The sequence below is a fragment of the Pseudomonas sp. D3 genome, assembly GCF_029320995.1.
Classification (GTDB): domain Bacteria; phylum Pseudomonadota; class Gammaproteobacteria; order Pseudomonadales; family Pseudomonadaceae; genus Aquipseudomonas; species Aquipseudomonas paraveronii.
Window position 1 is genome coordinate 2,791,136 of the sequence record NZ_CP119772.1, and the last position, 14,426, is coordinate 2,805,561.

Sequence of the window (14,426 nt, forward strand, 5' to 3'; positions counted from 1 at the left end):
AATTGATCGAGGCAACCTTGATATGAGTACTGAACAGGCCGTTTATCCCGACCTTAAGGGCAAGACCGTGTTGATTTCCGGAGGCGCTTCGGGGATCGGCGAATTCATGGTGCGCGCCTTCGCCGGGCAGGGGGCCAAGGTGGCTTTCGTCGATCGCGCGCAAGGCCAGGGCGAGCGCCTGGCCGCGTTGTTGAGTGCCCAGGGGCATACCGTCGAGTTCGGGCATTGCGATATCACCGACGAGATTGCCTACAAGGCCGCGATTGCGCGCTTCGAATACGCCCTGGGGCCGATCACCGTGCTGGTGAACAATGCCGCCAACGACGTGCGTCATACCCTGGAGGAAGTCGACTCGGAGACCTTCGACAAGCTGATTGCCGTCAACCTCAAGCACGCCTTTTTTGCCACCAAGGCCGTGGTGCCGATGATGAAGCGGGCGGGCGGCGGTTCGATCATCAACCTGGGCTCCGTTGGCTGGATGATGGCCTCCGCCGGCTACCCGGTGTACGCCGCCAGCAAGGCCGCCGCCCACGGCATGACGAGGGCGCTGGCGCGCGAACTGGGCCCGGACCGTATCCGCGTGAATACGCTGGTGCCGGGCTGGGTGATGACCGAAAAACAACTGATGATGTGGGTCGACGACGCTGCCAAGGAACTGATCAGCCGCAGCCAGTGCCTGCCTGGCAGCGTATTGCCGGAACACATCGCCAACATGGCGCTGTTTCTCGCTTCGCAGGCGTCGGCGATGTGTTCGGCGCAGAACTTTATTGTCGATGGCGGCTGGGTGTAGAGCGGGTTACACGATCGGGCAGCGCTTGAAGGCTGGATGCTGCTCCAGTCGCTCGGCGTGGCGTTGCACATGGGGGAACGCGTCCGCCTTGACGACCGAGGCCACGGTGAACTGGCTGAAGGACCAGGCGACCGCCGCCGTCAGCGAGGCCTGGGTCAGCGCTTCGTTGTCGGTCTGGCTCAGGTGTTGGTCCAGCAGCGTATACGCGGCCAGCAATTGCGCGTTGACGCGCTCAAGCCACGGCGCATGCTGCTTCTCGGCCGGCCGCAGGTTGTGTTCATACACGATCTGCACGCTTTTCTCACAGGCCGCCAGGGCCAGCCCGAGCAGTTGCAGGTCTTTGGCGCGTGCCGTAGGGGCCTGCGGCAGCAGTTTTTTGTCGGCCGGGGCCAGGGCTTCGAGGTAATCCAGGATCAGGCTGGAGTCCATCAACACGGTGCCATCGTCCAGCACCAGGGTCGGGGCCTTGACCACGGGGTTGATCCGCGCAAATTCGCTGTAGGTGCTGAACACGGACAAGGGCGCATGCACAAAATCCACGCCGTACAGTTCCAGGGAAATGGCCACGCGACGCACGTAGGGTGAGTCGAGCATTCCGATCAGTCTCATAAAGCCTCCATTGATGCCGGGTGAATTGCGGTGCCTGGAAGATTAAAAGGCACTCGTTCGGTCTGTGCAATGTTTGAACGCGCAATGCCCGTGCGCCGCCCATTACGGTGGGCGCGGCGCTGCAGGTGTGACGCGCCACCTGCCTTTGGTTTAGTCTGGAACGCTTCGTTGACCGCAAGCACATCAGGAGCCGTGAGCATGACCGAATACGTACCCCCCAAGGTCTGGACCTGGGACGCCGAAAGTGGCGGCACGTTCGCCAGTATCAACCGCCCCATCGCCGGGGCGACCCACGACAAGACCCTGCCGGTCGGCAAACACCCGTTGCAGTTGTACTCGCTGGCCACGCCGAATGGGCAGAAGGTCACGATCCTGCTCGAAGAGCTGTTGGCCCTCGGGCATACCGGTGCGGAATACGACGCCTGGCTGATCAAGATCGGTGACGGCGACCAGTTCGGCAGCGGCTTTGTCGCGGTGAACCCGAACTCGAAAATCCCTGCTTTGCTCGACCGCAGCGGTGCTACGCCGATTCGCGTGTTTGAGTCCGGCGCGATCCTGCAGTACCTGGCGGAGAAATTCGGCGCGTTCTTCCCCACTGAACCCGCGGCCCGTGCCGAGTGCCTGTCGTGGCTGTTCTGGCAGATGGGCAGCGCGCCGTCCCTGGGGGGTGGTTTTGGGCATTTCTACGCGTATGCGCCGAGCAAGATGGAGTACCCGATCAACCGCTTTGCCATGGAAACCAAGCGTCAACTGGATGTGCTCGACCAGCGCCTGGCCGTGAGCGAGTACATTGCCGGTGACGAATACACCATCGCCGATATCGCCATCTGGCCCTGGTACGGTGGCCTGGTCAAAGGCCGCTTGTATGACGCGGCGCAGTTTCTCTCGGTGCAGGATTACAAGCACGTGCTGCGTTGGGCCGATGCGATCGAGGCGCGGCCGGCGGTGCAGCGCGGGCGGCGGGTCAACCGGGTGTCCGGGCCGCTCGAAGAGCAGTTGCCGGAGCGGCACGATGCGCGCGATTTCGATCGTTAAGGTCGATGCCGCGCCGTTGCGCCCCTGAGGCTTAGCTCAACAACCCGGTGCTGACCGCCACGATCAGGAAGATCCCCAGCAGTGCGCGGTAGATCACGAACGGCCAGGTGGAGAACCGCTCCAGGAACTTCATCAGGCCCCAGATCGCGAAGAACGCCGAGACGCTGGCGACCACCAGGCCAAACAGCAAGTGCGGCCAGGCATGGGCCGGCATGTCGGCGTGCAGCAGCACCCACAGCTCCTTCAAACCGGCGAGGGCGATCGCCGGCAGGCCCAGCAGGAACGAGAAACGCGCGGCTTCTTCACGCTTGAAGTTGAGGAACAGCGCGGCGGTCAGCGTGGAACCGGAGCGCGAGACCCCAGGAATCAAGGCGCCAATCTGTGCGATGCCGACGATCAGCGCGTCGCGCAGGCGCATTTCACTCACCTTGCGCGTATGCCGCGCACTCAGTTCGGCCGCCGCCAGCAACACCGCCATCACCACGCAGGCAATGCCGATCACCATCAGCCCGCGCAGCGGTGAGTTACACGCATTCAAGGTCGAGGACAACGCCAGGCCGGCAATGCCGATCGGAATGGTCGCTAGCACAATCGCCACCGCCAGCTTGAACCACTGATTGTTGTAATCACCCTGGCGTACCGCGCCAATACTGCCGGTGACCACCTGGCGCACATCGCGCCAGAAGTAACTGACCACCGCTGCCAGCGCCGCCAATTGCATCGCCGCCGAAAACGCCGAGCCCGGGTCCTGCCAGCCGAGCAGGGCGGGCACCACACGCATATGGGCGGTGGACGACACCGGCAACAGCTCGGTAATGCCCTGGATCACGCCCAGGATGAAAATCTGCAGGTAATCCAGGGAGGCAAAGCCCACATCCAGGCCGGCGGAACAGACGTTGGTCAAAGTACGTGTCCTTGAGAAAAAAGAGGCAAGCCGGCGAAGTTTATTCGAAATGTTTCGAGGGTTCGGACAAGGCCGCGCCTATTTGCAATCGGTTCAGCAAGTAGAAAGGTTCAAGCCGCTATTGGACTGGGGCAGGGTTTTGTGAACAATGGCGCCCTGCGTTTTTTCACCGAGAGCCTCATGCCTGAAACCACCGTCGAATTGATCCAGACCGGCCCGGAAGCGTCCGAGCTGATCCGCAACCTGTACCAGTACTACGCTTATGAGTCTTCGGACTGGGAGCAAGAAGATGTGGAGGCGGACGGCCGCTTCTACATCCATGACGAACACCTGAACCGCTACTGGCAAGACCCGCAATGGAGCGCCAACCTGCTGCTGGTCGATGGCTATATCGCCGGTTTCCTGCTGATCGAAGGCAGTGAGTTACCGGGCATCGATGCCCTGGAACTGGCCGACCTGTTCATCCTCAAGCGCTACCGCCGCAAGGGCATCGGCAGCGCGATCGCGACCCAGGTGCTATGCAGCGGCGCGGCCAACTGGCTGGTGCGCTTCTATGATCAGGATGAAGTGTCCCAGGCGTTCTGGCGCACCGTGCTGGATAACCTGCCACGCCCGGTGCAGACCCTAGAGCTGGACGATGATCCGCAATTGACCAGTTACCTGATTACGCGGGCGTCGTTGCACTAAGCGCTGCGTTCGCCAAAAAAAGCCTGTTGCATGGCCTGGGGCGGTTGCCCAAAGGCGCGCAGAAACGCCTGGCGCATGCGCTCGCGGTCGCCGAAGCCGGTTTCGCGGGCCACCACTTCGACCGGGTGGCGGCTGGTTTCCATCATCGCCCGCGCGGCTTCCACTCGCAGTGACTCGATGGCCTTGGCCGGGGTCTGCCCGGTTTCTTCACGAAACACCCGGCTGAACTGACGCGGGCTGAGCCGGGCGACATCGGCCAGGGCTTCCACCGACAGGTCGTGGGTCAGGTTTTCGCGGGCGTAGGCCAGGGCCAGTTGTATGCGGTCGGACTTGGGGTCCAATTCCAGCAACGCCGATAGCTGCGACTGTTCGCTGCCCCGGCGCTGGGCAATCACCAGCTTGCGCGCGATGCGCCGGGCGAGGTCGCTGCCCAGGTCGTTCTCCACCATCGCCAGCGCCAGGTCGACCCCGGCGCTCATGCCGGCGCCGGTCCAGATCTGGCCGTCGACGACGAACAGCTTGTCTTCTTCCAGCTGAATATCCGGGTAGCGCTTGCGAAACGCCGGCGCGTGAATCCAGTGGGTGGTGGTGCGCTTACCCGCCAATAATCCGGCCTCGGCCAGCACAAAAATGCCGGTACACAGCGAGGCGACGCGCCGCGATTGCGCCGACGCAGCCTTGACCAGCTCCAGCAGGTTGGCCTCCGGCAGACGAAACTCCAGGTAACCGCTGACGATCAGGGTGTCATAGCCCTGCGGCCGGATCGGCGTGGTATTCACCGAGAACCCCTGCGACGTCATCACCGCGCCGCCGCTCTCGGACACCAGGTGAAACTCATAGGCCGGCTCGCCGCGCAGCAGGTTCGCGCACTCGAACACCGAGCCCAGGCTGAGGCTCAGGGACTGGAAGTTCGGGTAAACCATCAGCGCAACGCTGTGCATCGCCATTCTCCAACGCGGGCGGGAGGGGCGATTGTCGGCGCGTGCCGGGAAAACGGCAACCGGGTTCGCGTCATGTCCGGAATCCTTGCGTATATGACATTGTGGGCGTCCGGCCCGGCTCCTAACATTCACCCCACGAACTAGACGACTGGTCTAATCGGACGGAGTGAAGCATGAACAGCGCAACCAAAAGTGCCCGGCAGACCATTCTGGAGACGGCGCAATCGATTGTCGGCGCCAAAGGGTTTTCTGCGGTGGGCCTGAACGAAATACTTCAAGCTGCCGATGTGCCGAAAGGTTCGTTTTATCACTACTTCCACTCCAAAGACGCGTTCGGTGTGGTATTGCTCGATACCTACTTCGATCACTACGTGCAGGGGATGGCGCAACTGTTCGACGCGCCTGGGCTATCCCAACACGCCAAGTTGATGCGCTATTGGCAATGCTGGATCGACAATCAGACCGGTTGCACCGACGCGGGCAAATGCCTTGCCGTCAAACTCGGTGCAGAAGTGTCAGACCTTTCAGAACCGATGCGATTGGCCCTGGATCGCGGCACATCCAGGACCATCGCCTTGCTGGCCGACGCGATTGGGCGCGGCGTCGAAGACGGTTCGCTGACAGTGACGCAAACCCCGCAAAGCCTGGCCCGCAGCCTGTATGCGTTATGGCTGGGGACCAGCGTCATGAGCAAGATCACCCGTACATCCGCGCCTTTTGATCAGGCGCTGCTACTGACCCGACAGCTGTTGGGTTGCCCTGACACACACTGACCTTCACCCTATCGAGGCACTGGAAAATGAAAGTATTAATGGTACTGACCTCTCACGACCAGCTGGGCGATACCGGCCGCAAGACCGGCTTCTGGCTCGAAGAATTTGCGGCGCCGTATTACGTGTTCAAGGACGCCGGCGCCGATGTGGTGCTGGCATCCCCGGCCGGTGGCCAGCCGCCGCTGGACCCGGTGAGTGATCAAGCGGATGCGCAGACCGAACAGACCCGCCGCTTTGCCGCCGACCCGGCCGCGCAACAGGCCCTGGCCAGCACCGTCAAGCTGGACACGGTCAACACCGCCGACTTCGACACCGTGTTCTACCCAGGTGGCCACGGCCCGCTGTGGGACCTGGCGGAGTCGCCGGTGTCCATCGCCCTGATCGAGGCGTTCGAGCGTGCCGGCAAGCCCATCGGTTTTGTCTGCCACGCACCGGGCGCCTTGCGCCACGTCAAGGCGGTCAATGGTGAGCCGCTGATCAAGGGTCGTCGCGTCACCGGCTTCTCCAACTCGGAAGAAGCCGCAGTCGGCCTGACCGACGTGGTGCCGTTCCTGATTGAAAACGATTTCAAGGCGCTGGGCGGCAAGTATGAGAAGGGCGCCGATTGGCAATCCTTTGTGCTTGAAGATGGTTTGCTGGTCACCGGGCAGAACCCCGCCAGCTCCAGCGATGTGGCCAAGGCCCTGCTGAAACTCACCGCGTAAGTTAACCCCTCACTTTTACTGCTTTATTGCTTGGCGGCTCTCAGGAGCCGCCGACGCTTTCGTTCGTCCTGAATTTGGAATATTTCGAATGACCCACAGTGTTTTAAGTACCCCGATACAACTCGGGCACCACACCTTGAAGAACCGTGTCGTGCTGCCACCGCTGACGCGCCAACGCAGCGCGCAACCCGGCGATATCGCCACCGAGTTGATGGCTGAGTATTACCGTCAACGTGCCTCGGCCGGTTTCATGGTCACTGAGGGCACGCAGATCGAGCCGCGTGGCCAGGGTTACGCCTGGACGCCGGGCATCTACACCCCGGCGCAGATCGATGGCTGGCGCACCGTCACCGACGCGGTGCATGCCGAAGGCGGGGTGATCTTCGCTCAGCTCTGGCATGTGGGCCGGGTGTCCCATAACGCGTTGCAGCCTGACGGCGCCGCGCCCATCGCGCCGTCCGCGATCCAGGCCGAGCAAGCGAAGGCGTTTATCGCCACCGGGCCTGGCGTGGGTGACTTGGTACAACCGCCCGTGCCCCGTGCGTTGACCACCCTTGAGGTCAAGGAACTGGTCGGGCATTACGCACAGGCCGCACGCAATGCGCTGGACGCGGGGTTTGACGGGGTCGAGATCCATGCCGCCAACGGTTATCTGGTCAACCAGTTCATCTCGGCCCGCGCCAACCAGCGCGACGATGAGTACGGTGGTTCGCTGCACAACCGTCTGCGCTTTTTGCGTGAGATCGTCGAGGCGGTCAGCAAAGTGGTTGGACCGGAACGCCTGGGGGTACGTTTTTCGCCGTTGTTCAGCGGCACCGACCAGGACCGGGTGTACATCGGCCTGGTGGAAGACGACCCGCACCACACCTACCTCGAAGCGATCAAGGTGCTGCAAGCGTCGGGCATCGCCTACGTCTCCATTGCCGAAGCTGATTGGGACAACGCGCCCGACCTGCCCGACACGTTCCGTCAGGCCGTGCGTGACACCTTCCAAGGCCGAATTATCTACGCCGGGCGTTACACCGCCGAGCGCGGTGCGCGGTTGGTCGACGCGGGGCTGGCCGACCTGATTGCGTTCGGGCGTCCATTCATCGCCAACCCGGATTTACCGCAACGGATTTTCAATGGCTGGCCGTTGAATCCGCTGCGGGCGGAGGGGATGTATGGCGGCAATGAGGTGGGCTATATCGATTACCCGGTGCATGCGAAATAGGTTGTCGACTGGCTCGCAAAGGCCGGTTTTTGTGGAACCTGTCGAGCCCTGCCAAGGCCCGACAGTGCCTGCATCAAGGCGACTGTTTAGGTGTCAGGCCACCCGCAACACAATCTTGCCGATATGCTCCCCACCTTCCATCCGCGCATGGGCCTGGGCGGCATCGGTGTATGCGTAGACCTTGTCGATGATCGGCAGGCAACGCCCGGCGGCCAGCACGGGCCATATGTATTCGCGCAGCTGTTCGGCAATTGCGGCCTTTTCCTCCTTGCTGCGTGCGCGCAAGAGTGAACCGGTAATCACCGCGCGTTTGGCGAGGATCGTCAGCAGGTCGACGTCATTGGCCTTGCCACCCCCGAGAAAGCCCAACATCACCAGGTGACCGTCCATGGCCAGGGCCTTGAGGTTGTTGTTCAGGTACGAGGCACCCATGATGTCGAGGATCACATCAACCCCCTTGTCATCGGTCTTTTGCGCGATGACGTCGGCGAAATCCTGCTCGCGGTAATTGATCGGTTCGGCGCCCAGCTTGGCGATGGCCGCACATTTGTCGGCGCTACCGGCAGTGGCGAAGGCCTGGATGCCGAACTCGCGGCAGAGCATCAGCGCGGTGGTGCCGATGCCACTGGTGCCGCCGTGGACCAACACACGCTGGCCTGTGTGCGCGTCGCCGAGGCCGAACAGGTTGGCCCACACGGTGAAGAAGGTTTCCGGCACGGCGGCGGCTTGAATCCAGTCCATACCCTCTGGGATCGGCAGCGCCTGGCTGGCGGGCACCGCGCAAAACTGGGCATAGCCGCCGCCATTGGTCAGGGCACACACCTTGTCGCCGAGGGCATACTCGCTGACGCCGTCACCGAGCGCCACCACTTCACCCGCCACTTCCAGCCCTGGAATCAGGCTCATGCCGGGTTTCATCGGGTACTTGCCGGCGCGTTGCAACGCGTCCGGGCGATTGACCCCGGCAGCCTGCACCCGAATCAGGATCTCGCCCGGGCCTGCCGCCGGTACATCGGCCCGGCGCGGTTGCAGGACGTCAGGGCCGCCGGGGCGGGTGATTTCTATCAGGGTCATTTCTTTCGGGAGCGTCATTCGAGAGTTCCTGTAGCGATGAGCGTATGGCTTGGGACCGCATCGAGCGGCGGGCGGTTCAGCACAAACATGCAAGCGTACACCCAGCTTGGCGAACACAATCGATGTCGATGATTTTTTACGGATGCAGGGTGTTTATGAATGAATCAACAAACCAGGCCCTCGGCCTCCTGTTTTTGCGGATCAGCGCGGCTGCGTTCCTCTTGTGGGTACACGGTTTGCCCAAGCTGTTGGGTTACAGCGAACAGCTAAAGCTGATCGAAGACCCGTTTCACCTGGGGGCCAACGTCACGCTATTGCTGGCAATTTTCGCCGAAGTGTTGTGCCCGCTGCTGATCATCGCCGGGGTGCTGGTGCGCCTGGCCTGCCTGCCGATCCTCGCGGTGCTGCTGATCGCGATGCTCGTGGTGCATCCGCAATGGACGTTGTTTGAAGGGCAGTTCGGCTGGCTGCTGTTGATCATTTTCACCAGCATCCTGATCGCCGGGCCGGGTCGCTTCACCCTCGGTCAACGTGTTGCCTGAGCAAAAAAAGGCCGGGCAAGCCCGGCCAAAATAAGGAGAAGGGAGTCTAAGCGCTTCAGCGCTTGAGGAACGCCAGCAGGTCTTCATTCAAGGCCTGGGCGTGGGTCACTGCAAACCCGTGCGGCGCATCCTTGTAGACCTTCAACTCGGCACCCTTGATCATCTCGGCTGCCACCTTGCCGGTGGTTTCGAACGGCACGATCTGGTCGCCATCGCCGTGGATCACCAGGGTCGGCACATCGATCTTGGTCATGTCTGCACGGAAGTCGGCCTCGGCGAAGGCCGTGACGCAATCCACGGTCGACTTGAGCGACGCCAGCAGGGCGATCTGCAGGGTTTGGGTCAGTACGCCGTCGGAGACTTTCTGGCCTTTGTTGATGCCGAAGAACGCCGGGTTGAAATCAGCAATGAACTGCGCACGGTCTTTCAGCAGGCCGGCCTTGATGCCGTCGAACACATCGGCGGGAACGCCCTGCGGGTAGTCCGGTTTCTGACCGAACAGCGGCGTCACCGCCCCCAGCAGCACCAGGCCGGCGACACGGGCGCTGCCATGGCGGGCGATGTAGCGCGCGACGTCGCCGCCACCCATGGAGAAACCCACCAGGGTCACGTCCTTGAGGTCCAGGTGTTCGATCAATTGGGCGATATCGTCGGCAAAGGTGTTGTAGTCGTTACCGGTCCACGGCTGGTCAGAGCGCCCGAAACCGCGGCGGTCAAACGCGATGGTGCGAAAGCCGCGGCTGCTCAGGTATTCCATCTGGTATTCCCACATGTCGGCATCCAGCGGCCAGCCATGGCTGAACAGCACGGGTTTACCGCTGCCCCAGTCCTTGAAGTAGATCTGGGTACCGTCTTTGGCAACGAATGTGCTCATGGAAAACTCCTGGGGTGAGAGGGAAAGGGCTCGGCTTCACTATTGCCGCAAACCCGACGAAGGGCTTGTATGCATGTGCTCGGTTGAACGGTTCAGCGTCTACGCTGGTCCACTGACCTCTACCGTCAGATCACACAGGTGAACGAAATGGCCAAGACTTACAGCTACGCGGCTCGGGACTCCAAGGATGCGCTCAAGCCCTTTACCTTCGAACGTCGCGCGCCGGGGGCGGATGACGTGCAGATCGACATTCTTTATTGCGGCGTCTGCCACTCCGACCTGCATACCGTGCGCAACGAGTGGAACAACACGTTGTACCCCTCGGTCCCAGGCCATGAAATCGTCGGTCGCGTAACGGCGGTCGGGGCCCATGTGAAAAAATTCAAGGTCGGCGACCTGGCCGGGGTCGGCTGCATGGTCGACAGTTGCCAGCACTGCGCCTCCTGCGCCGAGGGCGAGGAGCAATACTGCGAGAACGGCTTTACCGGCACCTACAACGGCCCCGTGTTCGGTGGCGAAAATACCCTTGGCGGCTATTCGGACAACATCGTCGTCAAGGAGCAGTTCGTGCTGCGCATCTCCCATGATGACGCCAACCTGGCGGCCGTGGCGCCGCTGCTGTGCGCCGGTATCACCACCTATTCGCCGCTGCATCACTGGAAGGTCGGCCCCGGCAAGAAAGTCGGCGTGGTCGGCCTCGGCGGGCTTGGCCATATGGCGGTGAAGATCGCGCATGCCATGGGCGCACACGTGACGCTGTTCACCACCTCGCCGAACAAGCGTGAAGACGGCCTGCGCCTCGGCGCCGATCACGTCGTGGTGTCGAAGAACCCGGACGAAATGGCCAAGGTCGCCAACAGCCTGGATTTCATCCTCAACACCGTCGCCGCGCCGCACAACCTCGACGTGTTCCTCAACCTGCTCAAGCGCGACGGCACCATGACCCTGGTCGGGGCCCCCGACAGCCCGCACCCATCGCCGACGGTGTTCAACCTCATCTTCAAGCGCCGCAGCCTGGCCGGTTCGCTGATCGGCGGCATCCAGGAAACCCAGGACATGCTGGATTTCTGCGCCCAACACGGGATTGTCTCGGACGTGGAGATGATCGATATCCAGGACATCAACGAAGCGTATGAGCGCATGCTCAAAGGCGATGTGAAATATCGGTTCGTGATCGATATGGAAAGCTTGAAGAAAGAACCTCACGTGGCCTGAAACACCCTTTAGCGGCGTGCTCCCAGAGGTCTTCAGACCGCAAGCGTACAACCGGTCAGCGGCTCAAGGCCGCTGCGGTTTCACCGCCGTCCCAAACGTATTGCCCATGCGGATGCTGGTCGCCGCAGGGGTGGATAACCCCACCTGGTTCGGCGGCCGTTTCTGCACCGGGATGTTCTGCGCCTCGCGGTTCTTCTGCGCCGCCTTGGCCGCGTCCGGGTCATTGCCCATCTGCTGGCTCATGCAGCCATAGTCGCGGGCTTTGTAGCCATCCACTGTGACATCGGTGCAGCCTTTGGCGGTGGTTTCGGCGTGGGCGAGCAGTGGCAGCGCGGCGCACAGCAACAGGCTGGCGAGGGTTGGAAACAGCTTCATGGGGCCTCCTGGCGGGCCCGAGGGAGTGGGCCGGTAGGCTTGAAAGTGTAGTGCAGCGGGTTTCCCGTCACCGTGATGTTTTTTTTGCTGTCACCGTAACATCAGGTTCATAAATTGGCCTCAGGATGACGGTTTTCAAGGACACGTCGGCCGTGCAGCAATGCAGAGCGGGGGGTGAGCAGCGGGGCTTGCGGCGTGCCATCGGCGCCCTGGCCTTGCTGTTGCTGCTGGCGTGGGGCACCCCGGCGAGAGCAGAGCCGCCGCTGTTGGTACTGGACCTGCCGGCGCAAGATCTGGAGCACGCACTGCAAGCGTACAGCCGCGCCAGCGGCATGGCGGTGCTGGTCGACCGTGAACTGACGCGGGGCCGGCGCGCCATCAGCGTGCGTGGGCGCTTCACGGCGCAGGAGGCTTTGGCGATGTTGCTGACCGGGAGTGGCCTGATGGCGCGCTATGCGCGCAGTGACGCGTTCACCTTGCAACTGCCCGAGGTCAGCCCACCCGCTGTCACCCGTGGTGCATCGGCGCGCAACGCCGCACGGATCAACAACAGCTATGCCACGGCGGTGCAACAGGCGATCGAAACCAGCCTGTGCCGTTTGCCGTTGACCCGCCCCGGGAGTTTCAGGGCGCTGGTGCAACTCTGGGTCAGCCCTGAGGGGCTGATCGAATACAGCCGGTTGGTCAGTTCCACTGGCGATGAACAACGCGATGAAGCCCTGGTGCGCAGCCTGGGCGCTGCCCGGGTCGAACGCCCGGCGCCCAGTTCGCTGCGCCAGCCGGTGACTTTACTTTTGATGCCCGACACAACAGGAACACGCATGGAATGCACAGCAGGGAAAGGAGCCTGGGGCGGATGAAAGATTCCGGGCACAGCACGATGGTCAGCTTGTTCCTGGCGTCCTACGAGGACTTCAAGGTGCGTTTGCGCAAGCGCCTGGGCTCGGAGGACCTGGCCAACGACGTCCTGCACGAAACCTACCTGCGCGTCGACCGCATGGACGTGCCGCCGAACCTGGCGCAACCCAATGCCTACCTGTACCGCATGGCCCTGAACATCGCCGCCGACCGCCGCGAGGCCGACGCCCGCCTGTTGACTGGCAGCGAGGTTGAAGAGCTGCTGCAAAGCGCCGACGAAGCCCAGGACCCCTCGCGGGTGGTGGGTGGTCAAAAAGAAATCCAATCCCTGGTCAAGGCCCTCTACGAACTGCCGGCACGCCGGCGCAAGATCCTCATCGCCGCGCGCCTGGAAGAAGCGCCGCACCTGGAAATCTCCCAGCGCTTCGGTATTTCCACGCGCATGGTCGAAAAAGAAATCAAGGCCGCCCTGGGCCACTGCGCCAAGCGTCTGGAAAGAAAAGTCATCCAGCGGTTCGGTCCCGGGGCCGGAAAACCGTCTTAGTGTTGAGTCCCTGATAAATCCGTGAGTATTTGCGCGCTTGAACATTTTTAGCCTCTCCACCGTCCGGGCAACCCCCGCCAGCCCATTGCACGATGAAGCCCGCGACTGGCTGCTCCTGCTGACCTCGGGCGGCGCCACCGTGGCGGATGCCAAGGCCCTGAAGGCGTGGTGCGCCCAGAGCCCGGAGCATGCCCAGGCGTTCGAGCAGATCAAGGCGATGTGGCGGCAATTGGGCACGGCGATTGAACAGGCGCAGCGCCCGCACCATTTTGGCCGGCGGGCCTTCCTCGGCGGTGCGATAGCGGCGTCGGCGGCGTTGGTGATGGTGGGCGTCGGCGCACCGGGTGGGCTGGCCGGTTTGACTGCGGACTATCGCACCGAGGTCGGCGAGCAGCGCCAGGTCCTGTTGAGCGACGGCGTGAGCCTGGAACTCAATACCCAGACGCGCATCAGCCGGGTGGGGCAGGGGATCGAATTGCTCGAAGGCGAAGTCGAAGTGCTCGCCCGCGTGGCCCAACCGCTCAAGGTCCAGGCCGGCGTTGGCTGGGTCAGTGCGGCGCAGGCGCGGTTCAATGTGCGGCATACCGATCGGAACGTGTGCGTGACCTGCATCGAAGGGTGGCTGTCGGTGGATGTCGCCGGGCGCACTGTGCACATGGAGAGTGGCCGGCAACTCACCTATGGCGCCGACGTGATCGGAGAGGTGGCGACGGTGGACACCCAGGCGGTGGTGGCTTGGCGCGAGCAGGTGCTGGTGTTCAACAACGCGACGCTGGCGACGGTGGTGGATGAGATCAACCGATATCGCCCGGGGATGTTGGTGTTGTTGAACAAAGAACTGGGCCAGCGCCGGGTGCAGGCGCGGTTCAATTTGCAGCAGTTGGCGGGGGTGGCGTTGTTGATTCGTGATGCGTATGGGGCGAAGTGTACGGAGTTGCCTGGGGGCGTGGTGTTGTTGAGTTAGGTTGACCGCGCATTTTTTGGATTGGATTGGATTGAGTACATATCCATTTCTGCGGTAACGGCTGCTATGGGTTCCGCCCTTACGGCGGGTCACTTTGGAAAAGCCCCAAAGTAACCAAAGGGCTCTTGCCCCACCACTCGGCACCTCGCTAGTGCTCGGTGTGCCCTCACTCCGGCTTGAATCCGTGGGCCGCCGTCATGGGCCATCCCTGGCCCAGGACGGCTAACCCGGCGTCCTGCCGGGTTGCCCACGGATTCAAGCCTGCGTTCGGCCAGCGTGGTTTTACGGGGCGCCTAAGATCAAAAGCCAAAGCAAAAGCGAGGC

General features: G+C 62.5%; 17 protein-coding genes. 11 read left to right on the plus strand and 6 right to left on the minus strand.

The window, feature by feature from the left end:
• Window positions 1-22 precede the first annotated feature (22 nt).
• On the plus strand, window positions 23-790 hold the full coding sequence (locus P3S72_RS12910; RefSeq protein ID WP_276197623.1) for an SDR family oxidoreductase: 768 nt from the start codon (window positions 23-25) through the stop codon (window positions 788-790).
• 6 nt (window positions 791-796) lie between these two features.
• On the opposite strand, the gene P3S72_RS12915 is transcribed toward P3S72_RS12910, so the two are convergent.
• Window positions 797-1,399 (minus strand): glutathione S-transferase family protein, encoded by a 603-nt coding sequence (locus P3S72_RS12915; protein ID WP_276197624.1) that lies wholly within the window; start codon window positions 1,397-1,399, stop codon window positions 797-799.
• A gap of 198 nt (window positions 1,400-1,597) precedes the next feature.
• Between P3S72_RS12915 and yghU the strand changes: the two genes are divergently transcribed.
• Complete coding sequence (gene yghU, locus P3S72_RS12920) at window positions 1,598-2,434, plus strand: glutathione-dependent disulfide-bond oxidoreductase (protein ID WP_276197625.1); 837 nt, start codon at window positions 1,598-1,600, stop codon at window positions 2,432-2,434.
• 31 nt (window positions 2,435-2,465) lie between these two features.
• On the opposite strand, the gene P3S72_RS12925 is transcribed toward yghU, so the two are convergent.
• A complete protein-coding gene (locus P3S72_RS12925) occupies window positions 2,466-3,338 on the minus strand; it encodes an undecaprenyl-diphosphate phosphatase (RefSeq protein ID WP_276197626.1) in 873 nt (290 codons plus the stop codon).
• Between the two features lie 180 nt (window positions 3,339-3,518).
• Here P3S72_RS12925 and P3S72_RS12930 point away from each other — a divergent pair, with 180 nt between their 5' ends.
• A complete protein-coding gene (locus P3S72_RS12930) occupies window positions 3,519-4,025 on the plus strand; it encodes a GNAT family N-acetyltransferase (RefSeq protein ID WP_247408585.1) in 507 nt (168 codons plus the stop codon).
• Here the strand turns inward: P3S72_RS12930 and P3S72_RS12935 are convergent.
• Window positions 4,022-4,966, minus strand: coding sequence for a GlxA family transcriptional regulator (locus P3S72_RS12935; protein ID WP_253396638.1), 945 nt, complete (start codon window positions 4,964-4,966; stop codon window positions 4,022-4,024). The genes P3S72_RS12930 and P3S72_RS12935 overlap by 4 nt on opposite strands.
• Window positions 4,967-5,139: 173 nt before the next feature.
• Between P3S72_RS12935 and P3S72_RS12940 the strand changes: the two genes are divergently transcribed.
• The 3 genes from P3S72_RS12940 to P3S72_RS12950 all read left to right on the plus strand — a co-directional run bounded on the left by P3S72_RS12940 (window position 5,140) and on the right by P3S72_RS12950 (window position 7,656).
• Entirely contained in the window at window positions 5,140-5,739 is a 600-nt protein-coding gene (locus P3S72_RS12940) for a TetR/AcrR family transcriptional regulator (RefSeq protein ID WP_276197627.1), read from the plus strand.
• 26 nt (window positions 5,740-5,765) lie between these two features.
• Entirely contained in the window at window positions 5,766-6,443 is a 678-nt protein-coding gene (locus P3S72_RS12945) for a type 1 glutamine amidotransferase domain-containing protein (protein WP_276197628.1), read from the plus strand.
• 88 nt (window positions 6,444-6,531) lie between these two features.
• On the plus strand, window positions 6,532-7,656 hold the full coding sequence (locus P3S72_RS12950) for an alkene reductase (RefSeq protein ID WP_276197629.1): 1,125 nt from the start codon (window positions 6,532-6,534) through the stop codon (window positions 7,654-7,656).
• Between the two features lie 93 nt (window positions 7,657-7,749).
• On the opposite strand, the gene P3S72_RS12955 is transcribed toward P3S72_RS12950, so the two are convergent.
• Entirely contained in the window at window positions 7,750-8,748 is a 999-nt protein-coding gene (locus P3S72_RS12955) for an NAD(P)H-quinone oxidoreductase (RefSeq protein WP_276197631.1), read from the minus strand.
• Between the two features lie 137 nt (window positions 8,749-8,885).
• Here P3S72_RS12955 and P3S72_RS12960 point away from each other — a divergent pair, with 137 nt between their 5' ends.
• Window positions 8,886-9,272: a DoxX family protein gene (locus P3S72_RS12960; protein ID WP_247406265.1), complete on the plus strand. Its 387-nt coding sequence runs from the start codon at window positions 8,886-8,888 to the stop codon at window positions 9,270-9,272.
• Between the two features lie 55 nt (window positions 9,273-9,327).
• On the opposite strand, the gene P3S72_RS12965 is transcribed toward P3S72_RS12960, so the two are convergent.
• Entirely contained in the window at window positions 9,328-10,146 is an 819-nt protein-coding gene (locus tag P3S72_RS12965) for an alpha/beta hydrolase (RefSeq protein WP_276197632.1), read from the minus strand.
• Between the two features lie 147 nt (window positions 10,147-10,293).
• On the opposite strand from P3S72_RS12965, the gene P3S72_RS12970 reads away from it, so the two are divergent.
• Window positions 10,294-11,361, plus strand: a complete 1,068-nt coding sequence (locus P3S72_RS12970; protein ID WP_247406271.1) for an NAD(P)-dependent alcohol dehydrogenase — start codon at window positions 10,294-10,296, stop codon at window positions 11,359-11,361.
• Between the two features lie 63 nt (window positions 11,362-11,424).
• Here P3S72_RS12970 and P3S72_RS12975 read toward each other — a convergent pair whose 3' ends face one another.
• The gene (locus P3S72_RS12975) at window positions 11,425-11,736 is read right to left on the minus strand and encodes a hypothetical protein (RefSeq protein WP_276197633.1); all 312 of its coding nucleotides are present in this window, start codon (window positions 11,734-11,736) and stop codon (window positions 11,425-11,427) included.
• A 215-nt stretch (window positions 11,737-11,951) separates the two neighbouring features.
• On the opposite strand from P3S72_RS12975, the gene P3S72_RS12980 reads away from it, so the two are divergent.
• Genes P3S72_RS12980 through P3S72_RS12990 form a run of 3 tightly spaced genes read left to right on the plus strand, consistent with a single transcriptional unit; the run spans window position 11,952 to window position 14,102 of the window.
• A complete protein-coding gene (locus P3S72_RS12980) occupies window positions 11,952-12,596 on the plus strand; it encodes a secretin and TonB N-terminal domain-containing protein (RefSeq protein ID WP_276197930.1) in 645 nt (214 codons plus the stop codon).
• Window positions 12,593-13,138: an RNA polymerase sigma factor gene (locus P3S72_RS12985; RefSeq protein WP_247408728.1), complete on the plus strand. Its 546-nt coding sequence runs from the start codon at window positions 12,593-12,595 to the stop codon at window positions 13,136-13,138. Before P3S72_RS12980 ends, P3S72_RS12985 begins: the two co-directional genes overlap by 4 nt.
• 37 nt (window positions 13,139-13,175) lie before the next feature.
• Entirely contained in the window at window positions 13,176-14,102 is a 927-nt protein-coding gene (locus P3S72_RS12990; protein ID WP_276197634.1) for a FecR domain-containing protein, read from the plus strand.
• The last annotated feature ends 324 nt before the right edge of the window (window positions 14,103-14,426 follow it).

Coding starts and splice junctions, on each gene's coding strand:
- P3S72_RS12940 (WP_276197627.1), top strand. CDS start 5,140: ATGAACAGCGCAACCAAAAGTGCCCGGCAGACCATTCTGGAGACGGCG.
- yghU (WP_276197625.1), top strand. CDS start 1,598: ATGACCGAATACGTACCCCCCAAGGTCTGGACCTGGGACGCCGAAAGT.
- P3S72_RS12945 (WP_276197628.1), top strand. CDS start 5,766: ATGAAAGTATTAATGGTACTGACCTCTCACGACCAGCTGGGCGATACC.
- P3S72_RS12935 (WP_253396638.1), bottom strand. CDS start 4,966: ATGCACAGCGTTGCGCTGATGGTTTACCCGAACTTCCAGTCCCTGAGC.
- P3S72_RS12950 (WP_276197629.1), top strand. CDS start 6,532: ATGACCCACAGTGTTTTAAGTACCCCGATACAACTCGGGCACCACACC.
- P3S72_RS12960 (WP_247406265.1), top strand. CDS start 8,886: ATGAATGAATCAACAAACCAGGCCCTCGGCCTCCTGTTTTTGCGGATC.
- P3S72_RS12985 (WP_247408728.1), top strand. CDS start 12,593: ATGAAAGATTCCGGGCACAGCACGATGGTCAGCTTGTTCCTGGCGTCC.
- P3S72_RS12930 (WP_247408585.1), top strand. CDS start 3,519: ATGCCTGAAACCACCGTCGAATTGATCCAGACCGGCCCGGAAGCGTCC.
- P3S72_RS12975 (WP_276197633.1), bottom strand. CDS start 11,736: ATGAAGCTGTTTCCAACCCTCGCCAGCCTGTTGCTGTGCGCCGCGCTG.
- P3S72_RS12970 (WP_247406271.1), top strand. CDS start 10,294: ATGGCCAAGACTTACAGCTACGCGGCTCGGGACTCCAAGGATGCGCTC.
- P3S72_RS12910 (WP_276197623.1), top strand. CDS start 23: ATGAGTACTGAACAGGCCGTTTATCCCGACCTTAAGGGCAAGACCGTG.
- P3S72_RS12965 (WP_276197632.1), bottom strand. CDS start 10,146: ATGAGCACATTCGTTGCCAAAGACGGTACCCAGATCTACTTCAAGGAC.
- P3S72_RS12915 (WP_276197624.1), bottom strand. CDS start 1,399: ATGAGACTGATCGGAATGCTCGACTCACCCTACGTGCGTCGCGTGGCC.
- P3S72_RS12955 (WP_276197631.1), bottom strand. CDS start 8,748: ATGACGCTCCCGAAAGAAATGACCCTGATAGAAATCACCCGCCCCGGC.